Raw genomic sequence first — 12,813 nt, forward strand, 5'->3', positions numbered from 1 at the left:
CATATAAAACGAAACTCTATGAAAATAGCTCTAAAATGAAGGTATGTCCAAATAAGCGGGGTTAATCCGAAGGAAGATCCGTTTGGTTTCATCGAATTCCTTTTCCGTAAAGCAGCCCACGTATTCATATACGCCACCTTAGCGATACTTACATATTTATTGATTCGTCCCTATAAAACCAGGGGAATTTGGAAGGGAACCATCATTCTTCTGTTTATATTTCTTATTGCAACAGCTGATGAATGGATCCAGTCCACAACTCCTCTCCGTTACGCTGCTATTCAAGATGTCATTCTTGATCTTGTTGGGGCCTGTTTCGGTGTGTTATTGGTATCTCGTGAAAAGAAGTCTAATAAACCCCATCCCGCTTCAATACAGTAACAACAGTTTTTAATAGGATCTTTATATCTAACACCAATGACTGGTGGTAAACATAATACAATTCCACATCGACTCGTTCCGGGTAGACAACATTACTTCTACCACTGACTGCCCAATATCCTGTTATGCCCGGCTTTACGGACAAAAAGTCATTTACTCGATCTTTATACTCTTGAAGTTCTTCTTTCACCACCGGTCGGGGACCAACAAGACTCATATCTCCTTTCAGAACATTGAACAATTGTGGGATTTCATCTAAACTTGACTTCCGTAAAAAGTGGCCCAGTTTCGTAATCCGGGGATCTTCTTCCGGTTCAAGCTTATAGTTATTATCCAGATATTTTTGGTAAAGTTGCGGATCCCCCTTTAACCTTTCTTCCGCATTCGCAATCATGGTCCGAAATTTAAATATTTCAAAAGGCACTCCATCTTTCCCGATCCGTCTTTGCTTAAAGATGGCAGGCCCCGGTGAATCGATTTTCACCAAGATCCAGAGCAGCAAAAAACCCGGAAGCAGTATGACAATGCCAACCGACGATAACACCACATCCATCATCCGTTTAACGTAAGAATTCCAATTGATTTGGATTAAAGATTTTACTAATGTTTGCATGGATCCCCTCTCCTCACTTCGATAGGAATCCACATAAACCCCTACAAATCCCCGACATTTCCCCGCATATTTCAAAAAATTCCGAACAACTTCTTCTTGACGAATTTTTCAGGATGCAAAGTATAAATATCTTTGCCATCTATGATTGCTTTCGCATTATCCATAAATTCGATGAAGATTTCCTTTCCCCACTTTTGTTCAATTAGTGAATAAGCTTCAGCTAAAGCAGGTCGACGTTTCCCTGTATTGTGTGCGTCTGAGGCGATGATGTGCACCATGTTGTGTTCGATCAGTTTTTCGCTCAAATCCTGAATCGGTTTCCCATATGCCCCTAATAAGCTGCCCGCTGTAAGTTGGCTAAGCGCCCCGCGTTTAATTGCTTCGTACAAGATATCGGGCTGCTTACGAATCGAGTAATTCCGTTCTGGATGAGGAATGATTGGAATAAACCCGGCTAGCACAATTTGAAATATGATCTGATTCAGGTACCGTGGAACCTGGTCATAAGGCAGCTCAAGAAAAACATATTTCTTGTTTCGGTTCAAGGTTAGGATTGTGCCGTCCAATAAATCATTACAGAAATCGGAATAGACATGGGGTTCCATCCCAGGGAGTACAGTAACCGGAATCCCTCGATTCAACAGGATAGAATTTAATTCGCCGACAAGCTCCACAATAAGTTCTGCAGAAGTATGATAGACCCCATTTTTATGGTGAGGAGTGGCTACAACTGTATGAATACCATCTCGATAGGCCATAAGAGCCATATTGACGGCTTCGTCCAGATTTTTGGCTCCGTCATCGACACCGGGCAATATATGACTGTGAATGTCTATCAACTCTCCCACCCCCAATTACTTATTTCCTATAATAATAGTAGTAGTGACCCCGATTTGCCTTTCGATTGTTCAATACGATCCCCATAATATTTGCATGAACATTGTCCAACATGGCCTTGGCTTTCAGAGCCATGCCACGATCTGTGTGGCCGCTTTTCACGACCAGGAGTACCCCGTCCACTTTGCTCGCAAGGATTTGGGCATCTGTAACGGCTAAAACCGGTGGTGCATCAAGCAAAACAAGATCGTATTGATCCTGTAGTTCATCCAGCAGATTGCCCATTCGTTTTGATGACAATAATTCGGCCGGATTGGGAGGGATCGGACCGGAAGGCAAAATCTGCAGATTGTCGATTGGTCCGCTTTGGACCGCAAGATCCAACGCAGTAGACCCAATCAATACATTGGTGACTCCAATTCGATTTGGTACAGCAAACGCATGATGAACAGTGGGTCTTCGCAGATCACAGTCCACCAAGAGAACCCTCTTATGATCTTGGGACATCACTACCGCCAGATTGCTGGCCGTGGTTGTTTTGCCTTCCGCCGGACCCGAACTGGTCACCATAATGGTCTTCAGTTCCTTGTCAATATTGGAAAATTGGATGTTCGTCCGTAGTGTCCGATACGCTTCCGAAATTGGCGACTTCGGATTTATCACAGTGACGAGTTTATTTTCACGTAGATTTCGGTTACGCATCATAAGACTCACTCCCTCTTCTCAACCGGCCTTCAAATCCGCCTGGGGTATTCGAACGAAGATGTTCTTTGGTAATCGGAGCAATACTGCCTACTACCGGCAAACCAAGTACGACCTCGATTTGTTCTTCGGTCCGTAATGTGGTATCCAGATATTCCAGCAGCAAAGCAAGGGAGACGGAGACCATCAGACCGATAATGAGTCCCAAAGAGATATTGAGTATTGTCTTTGGGCTAACCGGATCGGCCACTATATCCTGTTGAGCTTCTGCAAGAATTTGAACATTATCGACCCTCATGATTTTTACAATCTCTTTTTTAAATGTCGAAGCAATTGCATTGGCTATCATGGCAGCCTGTTCATAATCCGAATCGGTCACGGTAATGGATATCACTTGCGAATTCTTGACAGTAGAGACCTTCACCTGTCTGGTTAGTTCTGATGAGGTGGTCTCCAATTGCTGCTGTTGAATCACTTGCTCAAGAATTCGAGGACTCTTGATAATCACATTGTAGGTTTCGGTCAGCTTCAAGTCGGTCTGGATATCGTTAAAGTTATATACCGCCGAAGAATCCCTCTCTGTTTTGTTTACAAGAAGTTCCGTCGAAGCCTGGTACTTTGGAGTAATCAGAAAAAAAGTAATAAGTGTACTAGCCAATGTCGCAATCAAAGTAAGGGAAAAAATCATCTTCCATCTTTTTTGAAGGATTTCAAACATTTCCCGGAGTTCGATCTCCTGTGTCGATTCAGCCATAGTTCTTACAACCCCTTATTGCGATCTCGCGCGCAGATACCGGTAGAATTACCACTTTCACTTATAGATTTCGACACCTATCGTCAAACCCCTCATAAAAAGAACTCATTTTTCCTAATTTGACCAGGAAAACTCTTTCGTCAGAATTCGACACATGAGTTTCCCCAGCCATTTTTACTTCCGTTACTTTACAATCACCATATTTGAATTTGGATCCCATCCCACTTGATGACCAAGAAACTCCGAAATAAACCGCACAGGAACCAAGGTTCGGTTGTCTTTAACTTGAGCCGGCACATCAATAGCTATTGTCTGCCCATTTAGCTTTATTGAATTACTTCCTAAAGGAAGTTCAATGATTACATTCTCTTTTTTGATCACAACAGTTTGAGTTTCATTTTTCCAATCAACCTGAGCACCCAACGCCTCAGTTACAGCCCGGACAGGAATCATCGTACGTCCGTTTTCAATAAGCGGCTGTACATCAAAATTGGGCTGCTTCCCCCCTACATACACTTTTACTTTCTCAGTATTGCCTACACTTTGGAAGATTTCGCTCAATAAGCCATATAAGGAATCGTAATTCGGATTTGCGGCAAGCGCTTTTTCCACTGCTGTCACTGCTTCCTCATCTTTATTCTTTTTCATTTTGAGAGTGACCAGAATACCGACTTCTTCTTCTGAAGCCGTGCCATCCTCGACATCAAGCTCAATTTTCTCTTCTACCAGATCTTCCGCAACTTCCTCCGATGAAGCTTCACCTTGCTGCATCAGTATTTCTGTCAACTTTTCAATGATCGCACTAATTTCCTCATCGTTCAGATTTCCTTTTTTCTCCTTACCCACTTCCAACAGCTTGTCCAACACAACCTCAATCGCTTTCTCTTGAGCTGCATCCAGCTGTTCTTTATCGAGCTTGTCCAAATCCTCACCATTCACATCCTGGTCAATCCGTTGCTGGCCATACTGATCCTGATTTTGTTGATTCTTTAATTCGTTAATAATAGATGTTGTATCTAATGCAGATCCTGTTTTCGCAGTAGGAGAAACAGCTTGTGCAGCACTTGCAAAACTTGATGCTGCCGGGGTAATTGCCAACATAGATGCAAGCGATAGAACGGTCAACTTTTTCATTGGAACATAACCTCCAATTGTATGAAAAATTTGGATTGCTAGTTTGTTATACGAAAGTAGTGTTTGGAATGTGGGGGTAGGTTAGTAGATTTTCTCTAATTTTTTTATTTGTCTTGAAAACATAAAAAATACCGGCTGGGTAGCCGGCTTCTTCGAATGGATCTATTATCTTATTGACGGGGGACTTGAATTTGCGGAAGGTCACTTTGCATTGCATCTTGGTCGGTCGAATCGGAATTTGTAGAAACTTCATCTTTGGAATCGTTATCAGTTGAATCGTTTTCAGTCGGATTGTTGCCTATTGAACCATTTTTCTTTGTGTTACTGTTGGTGACGTCACTCTCTGTTGTACCATTCTCGGTCGATACCGGCTCCGGGCGGGTCGAAGTAGATGTTGAATTCTTTGGACTTGTACCTGCACCAGATCCCTTGGACGCAGTACTATCTGACTCTGAATCCTCTGTATCATGCCCTTCGGACTGGTAATTCTCGGAACTGTCAAGATCCGATTTCGATGCATCCGAGGTCGAGTTTGGTTGAATTGGGCTTTTCTTCGTTTTACTGATTCCATCCCCAGGTGGCATGGGGGAAAATTTTTGTTGTTGCTCCCGTTCATTCTTTTGACTAGACGATTGATCTCCCGTTTTCTCCTTCTGATCTTTTTTTGTATTCGTTGAAATCGGCACAAAAAATTCTTCCTTGCTGACACCTGCTTTTTGCAATACTTGCTGAATAGAATCGGATGCCGCTTTCTCAAAGTCCATTGGAATCCCGCGTTGCTCCGCTTGCTTTTCAAGAGTCAATTTATTTAGAGAAAGACCTTTTTGCTTTGATTCTTTATACAAGGATTTGTCAGCTTGCTCCACTCTAACGAAACCGTCTATATTTTCGGATTGCAGGGTCTTTGTGACAAGAGACTCAATGGTCTTGGGAATTATCTCTGATTTCCCCTTCAACTTCGCCACAGTCACCATAATCAGATTTTCCTTCTCTTTTTTGATATACCCCAGATCCACTGATTTTCTCAGAACAAGTTGAATGGCATCGTTTAGGATCAATGAATCAACAGAAAGGTTCTTTAGCAGGGTTTCCGCATCCTGGTTAAGTGAACGAGCCTGCATCACACGCCCTTCCGAATTCAAATACAACTCGAGACTGGGATTTATATCAATCGCCACTACATGAGAGTATTTGGGCTGCAGTTGAAACCAGATTATTGAACCCAAGAAAATTAAGAATATAGCAGCCACCGCAGACAACCAGGAAAGTGAAATCTGTTTCTTCTTACGGAGCGGAACGCCAATTCTCTCTCCCACACTTGGAATTTGTTCCGGCAGCGGAAGATTGCGAAATATACCATCATCACACATAACCACCATATATCGATCTGTAATTTTCATGACCAGGCCTTTTGTTTGATCCACTATTCGACCCTCCTTTCCAAGTCCGGGAATTGAATCGATGATTTCAGATGAGGAAGGTCATCGGAGATTAATATGATAATCAGGGCAATCAAATATTTCCTCCCCCGTTCCACCGTTTTCCGGCTAACCTGAACAAAATCCAGTATCTGCTTAAGCGGCAGCTGTTTGGTTTTGAGAAACAACTCTACCAGATGCGGGTATTTGACAAACTCGTTCGCAACCTGAACAAGATTCTTTCGTGCATCCGCCCGACCGGGAGAGGCATCTTCCAAATCTTCCAAATGAATCCCGAAATCTTCGAGCCTGGTACTATAGACCTGAATTTCTTCAATTCTTTCTTGAATTTGCTGCTGTTCCAGATAGTCGTCGTATGCTTGTTTTATTTCAGCAGGACTCAGCTCGTATTCCTCACCGCCCCTGCCGTTTGACACATTGTCGAGGCTAACAGCAGCCTGTTGGCGACCCTCTTTTCGAAAGTAATCAATCAGTCTGGACTGAATAATCACCTTGGCATACCCGTAAAAGTTTTCATTGTGAGTTTTATCATACCTGCTGATCGCCTCATTAAATGCGATCAGGCTGATGCTCATCTCGTCATCATTCCAAGTGATGATCCGTTTGCAAATTTTGGAGGTTATCTTTTCCAAAAACACTTTGCTGACTTCGATAATTTCTTGCCGACTTCGTTCGTTCCCTTGCTGGGCTTGGCTAATCAATTCTCGTAGAACCGAATCTTCCAGCATCCACTTGACACTCCATCCCCTATTCATGTATACGGAATTAACTACGATTAACAGTCCGTCTTCACATCACATTATTCGACGGTTACCAACTCTCGCCCTATCTTTCAAGCCGAAAATCAGGAAAAATCTTTAAGTCCCACCCATGTTCGAGAATGATTTAAGCCGCCACTGCATTTGGCAGTGACGGCACGGCTTGATCTTTGCACTAATTAGTTAACCCTCAAAAAGTCCGGGGCTTTCAGTAAAAATAAAAGGAATTCGAAGCCTCTAAATGGAAATTGTCATTGTCAAGATAACCAGTCCAGAGGTGCGAATTCCTATGTTCATGAATTCAACGCAGCCCCTCAAAATCCTTTTTTGAGGTGGTTTTAATGGTTGGATGATGCAAAGGACAAGGCATATCTTCCATCAAGGCGATGAAAGAAAAGCTAGGCGAAGCCATCACGTTGACGAGAAAATCGATCGTTCAAGCGAAGCAAGTGGTGTCCGGGAATCGCATCATTGCGGACCGGTTCGTGAGCTTCTTTGATCCAGTAGCACAACTTTGGTTTAGAGACCTGCAACGATTTCGAACCGCAGGAGAAGCAAAAATAAGTTTGTTGGAACGGCTGAAATATATGGATTGATCATACTATCCAAGGGAGCATGTTTTAAACGAAAATAGGTCTAAGGCCCTACTTATTTTCAAGTCCCTGCAGTGAGTTACAGTCAGAAATGTTTTGTGCAAGCTTGTTCGGAAGTGGATTTCATCGTTTCGAGCATCTGAGCGCCCGGGGCAGGAGCAGGGAGTTGGTAGTTTTTCGAAGCATGTTCACCACAAGAGGAATCAAAGCAGGAGATCAATTTACGAACAGTTCAAGGGTGGTCTAGGCCATGAGCACATTAATATTATGGAGCACTATTCTTTCACCTTACCTGAAGAGGTTGAACAGGAAGATTACGTTTCCTGTTATTATTCCTCATTGAACCGATCCAACATCGAAATCGTATCAATCAAATGATTGTTAAAGATTTGGCGGGCGACAGCTAAGAGCTCGATGATCATAGGATCACGAAGCGAGTACGTAACTTTATTTCCATCCTTAGTCCCGTACACGATGTTTTTGTTCCGTAAAATCGAAAGCTGCTGGGAAACAGCGGAACCTTCGCTTCCAATTAACGCTTGCAGTTCATTGACGTTTTTGTCTCCCTCAGATAGCAATTCCAGAATTCGAATCCGTAATGGATGCCCCAATGCTTTAAAAAAATCTGCTTTGAATTGTTGCAACTCAAGATTCAACGGACAATCCCCCATTCTTCGTATTATGACAGACATCCCACTTTTCACTCGTTACGTTCGATGACAAATAAGCACATTCCCGAAAGGCAAAATTCTGGCACCCTAAACATTTGTTATGCTCCAATTGGGTCAGGGCGAAATCAATGGCTTCCCCAGTATGTTCAAAGAAATGCCGCTGCCCAATATATCCATAAAGTCCGGTACGTTGCAGTACTTCTTTGGGTTGGGGTTGAATGCCTGAAATAATTACCATCCCACCATGATTTTTAAAATCTTTGACCACACTGGCCAGATTGGATTCACCCGTGGTATCCATGAAAGGAACCTTCCCCATTCTGAGGAGCAATATTTTAGGACGATAATGGATCGTGCTCATAATGGATTGTTCAAACAAGGTTGCCGCACCGAAAAATAGAGCTCCTTCCACGGTGAAGATACTTAGTTGAGGACAATCGTGACCTTCCGTCACCATATGTGGTTTTACCTTTTCATGTTTTGCAGACGGGTCGGGCAGCACTTTGGCTACAGTCAAGATTTCGCTCATCCGTTTAACGAACAAAATCACAGCAAGGATCAGACCGACTTGCACAGCGGTTGTCAAATCCGTAAATACCGTAAGCAGAAAAGTAATCAGCAATACCACAGAATCGCTTGTCTTGGTTTTGATAACGTGGGCAAATTCTTTACGTTCACTCATGTTCCAGGCTACAACCATCAAAATGGGAGCCATGCTGGCCAAAGGTATATGAGATGCATAAGGAGCAAGCAGCATCAACACGAGTAATACCACAAGCCCATGAATGATACCAGACATGGGCGATACTGCGCCATTTTTAATATTGGTTGCCGTCCGGGCGATTGCGCCGGTAGCCGGGATTCCGCCGAATAATGGAGTCACCAAATTGGCGATTCCTTGACCGATCAACTCCCGGTTGCTATGGTGCCGATTGCCCGTCATTCCGTCTGCCACGACTGCCGATAAGAGGGATTCAATCCCGCCTAGCATTGCAATGATAAATGCAGGAGCCAGCAGTTGTTTGATTCTTTCCGGAGTAATCTCAGGAAAGTGAAAGCTCGGCAATGTGCTTGGTATAGGCCCGAAAGTGGACCCGATTGTGGCCACTTTCCCTTCAAATAATAACGTGGCTACAATGCTCGAAATGACAAGCCCAACCAGTGATCCTGGAACTTTTGGGAACAGTCGTGGGATTACCGAAATAATGACCAAACAAATGCAAGCCGTAATCACACTATAAAGATTGATCGTAGAAATGTGCATCCCTATTTCTTTCATGTTGGAAAGGAAATCCTCATGTTTTTGAATCTCGCTAAGCCCCAGGAAATTAGCAATTTGTCCAGAGAAAATAATTACAGCGATACCTGCTGTAAATCCGATGGTCACGGGGCGAGGAATAAATTTGATGAGAGTCCCCAGCTTAAAAATTCCCATCAAAACGAGCATGATACCCGCCAAAAATCCGGCAATAAGCAAGTTTTCATATCCAAATTGCATGACAATCCCAAACAAAATGGGAATAAATGCACCAGTGGGGCCTCCAATCTGAAATCTTGAGCCTCCAAACATGGAAATTAAAATACCTGCGATGATAGTGGTGTAGATACCGTACTCCGGTTTCACCCCAGATGCAATGGCAAATGCCATTCCCAAAGGAATGGCAATGATTCCGACAATCAATCCTGAAATGCAATCTTTCCGGAATGATCCCAAGTTATAGCCTTCAAATCGTCCCGTCCACTTCATGTCTGTAACCCTTCTTCTCTCCGAATATTTGATTATTTGAATATACAAAAATCATACGCCCACTTTGTATTGATTGTCAATTCCTCAACACTTCAGAGAGCTTTCTTTTGATTTGATTCAGGCGGTCGGAAACACACGGATATCAACAAGCGCAAGTGGATTGGGGACAATTCACGGAGGATGAGAAGTTGGAGACACTTGTTTCCATTTGGGGACAAATCTTTTCATCTGTTTTCAATCAAGACACCCGAGACCAAGATTCTTTATAAACGGATCTGAGTATTCAATGCCGGATTTCCGATCATTGCGGTTCTCCCACGGAGGGCATTCTGATCCAAGGTTATTTTGGTAAATGTTCATGTTACCTCACTCTACTGATCGATCCATTTTTTGCTTCCGTAGCAATACGGACATCGTGAACCGTGGCCTACACGGTTATCTGGACTGGCAGAGTAACTATGTTGTTTCTCAGGACAGATCCACCAAAATTTCCTTCCGGATCGCGGTTTTATATTTTTAGGGGTTAATGGATAATTCTTTTGATAATCCCATTCCTTGGCAATATTTGGGTGCTTTTCCTGCAGAGAACCCTTTACCACCATTTTCATACTCGCGCACTTTTTGCACTCTTTATAACGAAGCCGACTCCTCACTTTGATGCGAACACTATGACCTTGCGAGCAAGTCCACCAGGCGTAGTACCCGCTGCGTGGGAATATCGTGTATGGGTTAACATTGTTTTTTTCAAAGTCCCAATACTTGACCCAATCAGGATATTGATATGCAAAGCTGTATCTTATGTCTCTCGCCCGTTTGAAGCCAAGATTCGTCATAATATCACCTTTACCTTGTTGACCATTTTTCGGGTGGTGACAGGCACCAAACCAGTGGGAAACTGTAGCGGGACACGGTTGTTCCTTTTCAAATGAAGAGACATAAAAACGGAAGCTGCTCCATGCGTACTGCTCGGGAACCTTAATCATGTTGGCACGGACGGGATTCAAATGGATATAGCGGCTGACTTCGAGCATTCCCTCTTTCGTTTCAATCGCCTTGTCATAAAACCGCTTTTCAAACACATGGCCGCTGAGACGATAGCGGGTATTGTAATAGGTTGCGTATTGTTTGTTAATAAGGGACATCACTTTGGCACCGGTTGGTTGGAGGAACGGAGCTGGGGGTGATAGTTGTTGGTCAGGCGTGATAGGCACCAAAAACCTACGTGATGACCCCCTGCCGCGGCAATTTCTAGCGCACGTTTCGCCTATTGATGTCCAGGAATATGCCGGAAGAACCTTAGAAAGGCCTAACTCCAAGCAAATAAAGGGCCCCCATTAGAGCCCTTTATTTGCCTATTAAATATGTGTTAACTAAATGAGCAATAAGCAGAACTACGCTAAACGCAATCACTACTGGCCAGTTAGTTATATTAACTGCATAAGAAATCATTGCAGTACAAACTAAATTCACTATTAACAACGCAATGTTTCCCCAAAAACGCTGCTTTTTCTTCGGAGAGTCTTGTTCTAACTCTTCCAGATACGCATTAACAATCCGTCTGATTTCACGATCGATTTCACCACGGGTTCTCAACACATCCAGCAATCTTTGCTTCTCCGGAAAGGGCGTTGCAGCGTAACCTTCCCCCAAGTATTGTTTTAATGTTTCCTCTTCAACATGACGGCGAACTATTTCGCGCAAATCACTCATCTTTTCGTTTGCCTTCCTCTTCACGAAGGATATCTGCCAATCTTTTAGCAGACCGGCGAATATGATCCATTAAATGCTCGCCCAAATCCCTTGCCATTTCATCGGAAACCTTTTGTATCCCTTTCAGCCGTAAAAATTCCTGAATTTCTTCATCTAGATGAAGCTTAGATATGCTTACATCCTTCGCATCCATATATTTACCATCTTGTTGACCATAGGGTTTTAATGGATTCGATGATAATTGGATGAGAGACAATTGGCATATCTCAATTCCCGCGACAAGTTGTAATCGTACAGGTGAGTTATTCACCGCCACCAATGTAATCTTTCCGCGATACCCCGGATTTAAGTAATGACCAGGACTGACTATCAGTCCGAGTGATTTTACCCCGAACCTTTCAAGAACAAGTGCGGCCATATTTTCCGGAACATGAATAAACTCGTTGGTTTGAATCAGAGCCGATTCTCCAGGCTGCAGCCAAAATTCAGCACCTGACAGGTCAACCTCCCGGTATTGGTTACGAGTAACTTTTTTACCGAGCGTTATTGGCTCATTTGATATATATTTAAGTACTGTCTTATCAAGGGTTAGGTTAATGGTAGCGCCCTCACACCTGGCTGGATCATATGGTTTAACGATCTCCTGTTCAATCGCCAATTTGTGCAAATCCCGGTCGCTTAACATCATATTACCACCCCCTGATTAACTACATTTTGCATCAATGAATAAAAAAATGCAATCAGCATCAATTGATTAATACGTCAAATGACCAGTATATTCCTGCCCTGCACGACTTGTAAAATGTGAGATTGACTCCAACAGTGGTCCGCACCGTAATGATTGAGTTTCTTGGTTGTGGCACCATGTGAGACTGTAGAAGCGTGGGTTTTTTATCGGGGCGTGATAGGCACCAAACTGTTATTCCATTTCCTGACGAACAAATTCGTAATACTTTTGTTGCTTCTCTCGTAAGTCCCCTGAATAATAATCCAAAAGAACTTCCCAATCCATATACGGTTGTTCCTTTTCAAATGAAGAGATATAAAAACGGAAGCTGCTCCATGCGTACTGCTCGGGAACCTTAATCATGTTGGCCCGGACGGGATTCAAATGGATATAGCGGCTGACTTCGAGCATTCCCTCTTTCGTCTCAATCGCCTTGTCATAAAACCGCTTTTCAAACACATGGCCGCTGAGACGATAGCGGGTATTGTAATAGGTTGCGTATCGTTTGTTAATAAGGGACATCACTTTGGAGACCGGTTGGTTGGAGGAACGGAGCTGGAGGTGATAGTGGTTGGTCATTAAACAATAAGAGGCTAAGGAAAACGGGGTTTTTTCATGGACTTGACGGAGGATGTGGAAAAACGCTTCAAAATCATGGATATCGATAAACAAGGGATCTCGACGATTCCCACGGCTTACAATGTGATAGTAACATTGTGAAATCCATATTCGCTTCTTCCTCCCCAT

14 protein-coding genes and 2 pseudogenes are annotated in these 12,813 nt (G+C 43.3%); 2 read left to right on the forward strand and 14 right to left on the reverse strand.

The annotated features are described in order from the left end of the window. Positions 1 to 51 precede the first annotated feature (51 nt). A complete protein-coding gene (locus ACFO8Q_RS19020; RefSeq protein ID WP_380028152.1) occupies positions 52 to 381 on the forward strand; it encodes a VanZ family protein in 330 nt (109 codons plus the stop codon). Here ACFO8Q_RS19020 and ACFO8Q_RS19025 read toward each other — a convergent pair. From ACFO8Q_RS19025 to sigI, 7 genes are all read right to left on the reverse strand, one after another. After that, a complete protein-coding gene (locus ACFO8Q_RS19025) occupies positions 350 to 994 on the reverse strand; it encodes a sugar transferase (RefSeq protein WP_380027980.1) in 645 nt (214 codons plus the stop codon). The genes ACFO8Q_RS19020 and ACFO8Q_RS19025 overlap by 32 nt on opposite strands. Positions 995 to 1,065: 71 nt before the next feature. Continuing rightward, positions 1,066 to 1,833 (reverse strand): tyrosine-protein phosphatase, encoded by a 768-nt coding sequence (locus ACFO8Q_RS19030; RefSeq protein ID WP_380027982.1) that lies wholly within the window; start codon positions 1,831 to 1,833, stop codon positions 1,066 to 1,068. A gap of 19 nt (positions 1,834 to 1,852) precedes the next feature. Beyond that, entirely contained in the window at positions 1,853 to 2,536 is a 684-nt protein-coding gene (locus tag ACFO8Q_RS19035; protein WP_380027984.1) for a CpsD/CapB family tyrosine-protein kinase, read from the reverse strand. Next, positions 2,526 to 3,287 carry a YveK family protein gene (locus ACFO8Q_RS19040; RefSeq protein WP_380027986.1) on the reverse strand — a complete coding sequence of 254 codons (762 nt, stop codon included), beginning with the start codon at positions 3,285 to 3,287 and terminating at the stop codon, positions 2,526 to 2,528. The genes ACFO8Q_RS19035 and ACFO8Q_RS19040 overlap by 11 nt, the downstream gene beginning before the upstream one ends. 183 nt (positions 3,288 to 3,470) lie before the next feature. Further along, complete coding sequence (locus ACFO8Q_RS19045; RefSeq protein ID WP_380027988.1) at positions 3,471 to 4,421, reverse strand: stalk domain-containing protein; 951 nt, start codon at positions 4,419 to 4,421, stop codon at positions 3,471 to 3,473. Between the two features lie 170 nt (positions 4,422 to 4,591). Beyond that, positions 4,592 to 5,845 (reverse strand): anti-sigma-I factor RsgI family protein, encoded by a 1,254-nt coding sequence (locus tag ACFO8Q_RS19050; RefSeq protein ID WP_380027990.1) that lies wholly within the window; start codon positions 5,843 to 5,845, stop codon positions 4,592 to 4,594. Beyond that, positions 5,845 to 6,588, reverse strand: coding sequence for an RNA polymerase sigma-I factor (gene sigI, locus ACFO8Q_RS19055; RefSeq protein WP_380027993.1), 744 nt, complete (start codon positions 6,586 to 6,588; stop codon positions 5,845 to 5,847). Before sigI ends, ACFO8Q_RS19050 begins: the two co-directional genes overlap by 1 nt. A gap of 392 nt (positions 6,589 to 6,980) precedes the next feature. On the opposite strand from sigI, the pseudogene ACFO8Q_RS19060 reads away from it, so the two are divergent. After that, positions 6,981 to 7,130: pseudogene (locus tag ACFO8Q_RS19060) on the forward strand (ISNCY family transposase); the annotation flags it as partial. Positions 7,131 to 7,540: 410 nt separating this feature from the next. Here the strand turns inward: ACFO8Q_RS19060 and ACFO8Q_RS19065 are convergent. The 7 genes and pseudogenes from ACFO8Q_RS19065 to ACFO8Q_RS19090 all read right to left on the reverse strand — a co-directional run bounded on the left by ACFO8Q_RS19065 (position 7,541) and on the right by ACFO8Q_RS19090 (position 12,813). Next, positions 7,541 to 7,867 carry an ArsR/SmtB family transcription factor gene (locus ACFO8Q_RS19065; protein WP_380027995.1) on the reverse strand — a complete coding sequence of 109 codons (327 nt, stop codon included), beginning with the start codon at positions 7,865 to 7,867 and terminating at the stop codon, positions 7,541 to 7,543. After that, positions 7,857 to 9,629, reverse strand: a complete 1,773-nt coding sequence (locus ACFO8Q_RS19070) for a SulP family inorganic anion transporter (RefSeq protein WP_380027997.1) — start codon at positions 9,627 to 9,629, stop codon at positions 7,857 to 7,859. The genes ACFO8Q_RS19065 and ACFO8Q_RS19070 overlap by 11 nt, the downstream gene beginning before the upstream one ends. A 371-nt stretch (positions 9,630 to 10,000) precedes the next feature. Beyond that, the gene (locus ACFO8Q_RS23885; RefSeq protein WP_417323479.1) at positions 10,001 to 10,462 is read right to left on the reverse strand and encodes a zinc-ribbon domain-containing protein; all 462 of its coding nucleotides are present in this window, start codon (positions 10,460 to 10,462) and stop codon (positions 10,001 to 10,003) included. A gap of 102 nt (positions 10,463 to 10,564) precedes the next feature. Beyond that, positions 10,565 to 10,842 (reverse strand): annotated as a pseudogene (locus ACFO8Q_RS23890) (transposase); the annotation flags it as partial. 131 nt (positions 10,843 to 10,973) lie between these two features. After that, positions 10,974 to 11,339, reverse strand: coding sequence for a hypothetical protein (locus tag ACFO8Q_RS19080; RefSeq protein WP_380028001.1), 366 nt, complete (start codon positions 11,337 to 11,339; stop codon positions 10,974 to 10,976). Continuing rightward, positions 11,332 to 12,027 (reverse strand): dCTP deaminase, encoded by a 696-nt coding sequence (dcd, locus tag ACFO8Q_RS19085; RefSeq protein ID WP_380028003.1) that lies wholly within the window; start codon positions 12,025 to 12,027, stop codon positions 11,332 to 11,334. The genes ACFO8Q_RS19080 and dcd overlap by 8 nt, the downstream gene beginning before the upstream one ends. Before the next feature lie 231 nt (positions 12,028 to 12,258). Further along, entirely contained in the window at positions 12,259 to 12,813 is a 555-nt protein-coding gene (locus ACFO8Q_RS19090; RefSeq protein ID WP_380028005.1) for a transposase, read from the reverse strand.

It is taken from the genome of Effusibacillus consociatus, from assembly GCF_042652925.1.
Classification (GTDB): Bacteria; Bacillota; Bacilli; order Tumebacillales; family Effusibacillaceae; genus Effusibacillus; species Effusibacillus consociatus.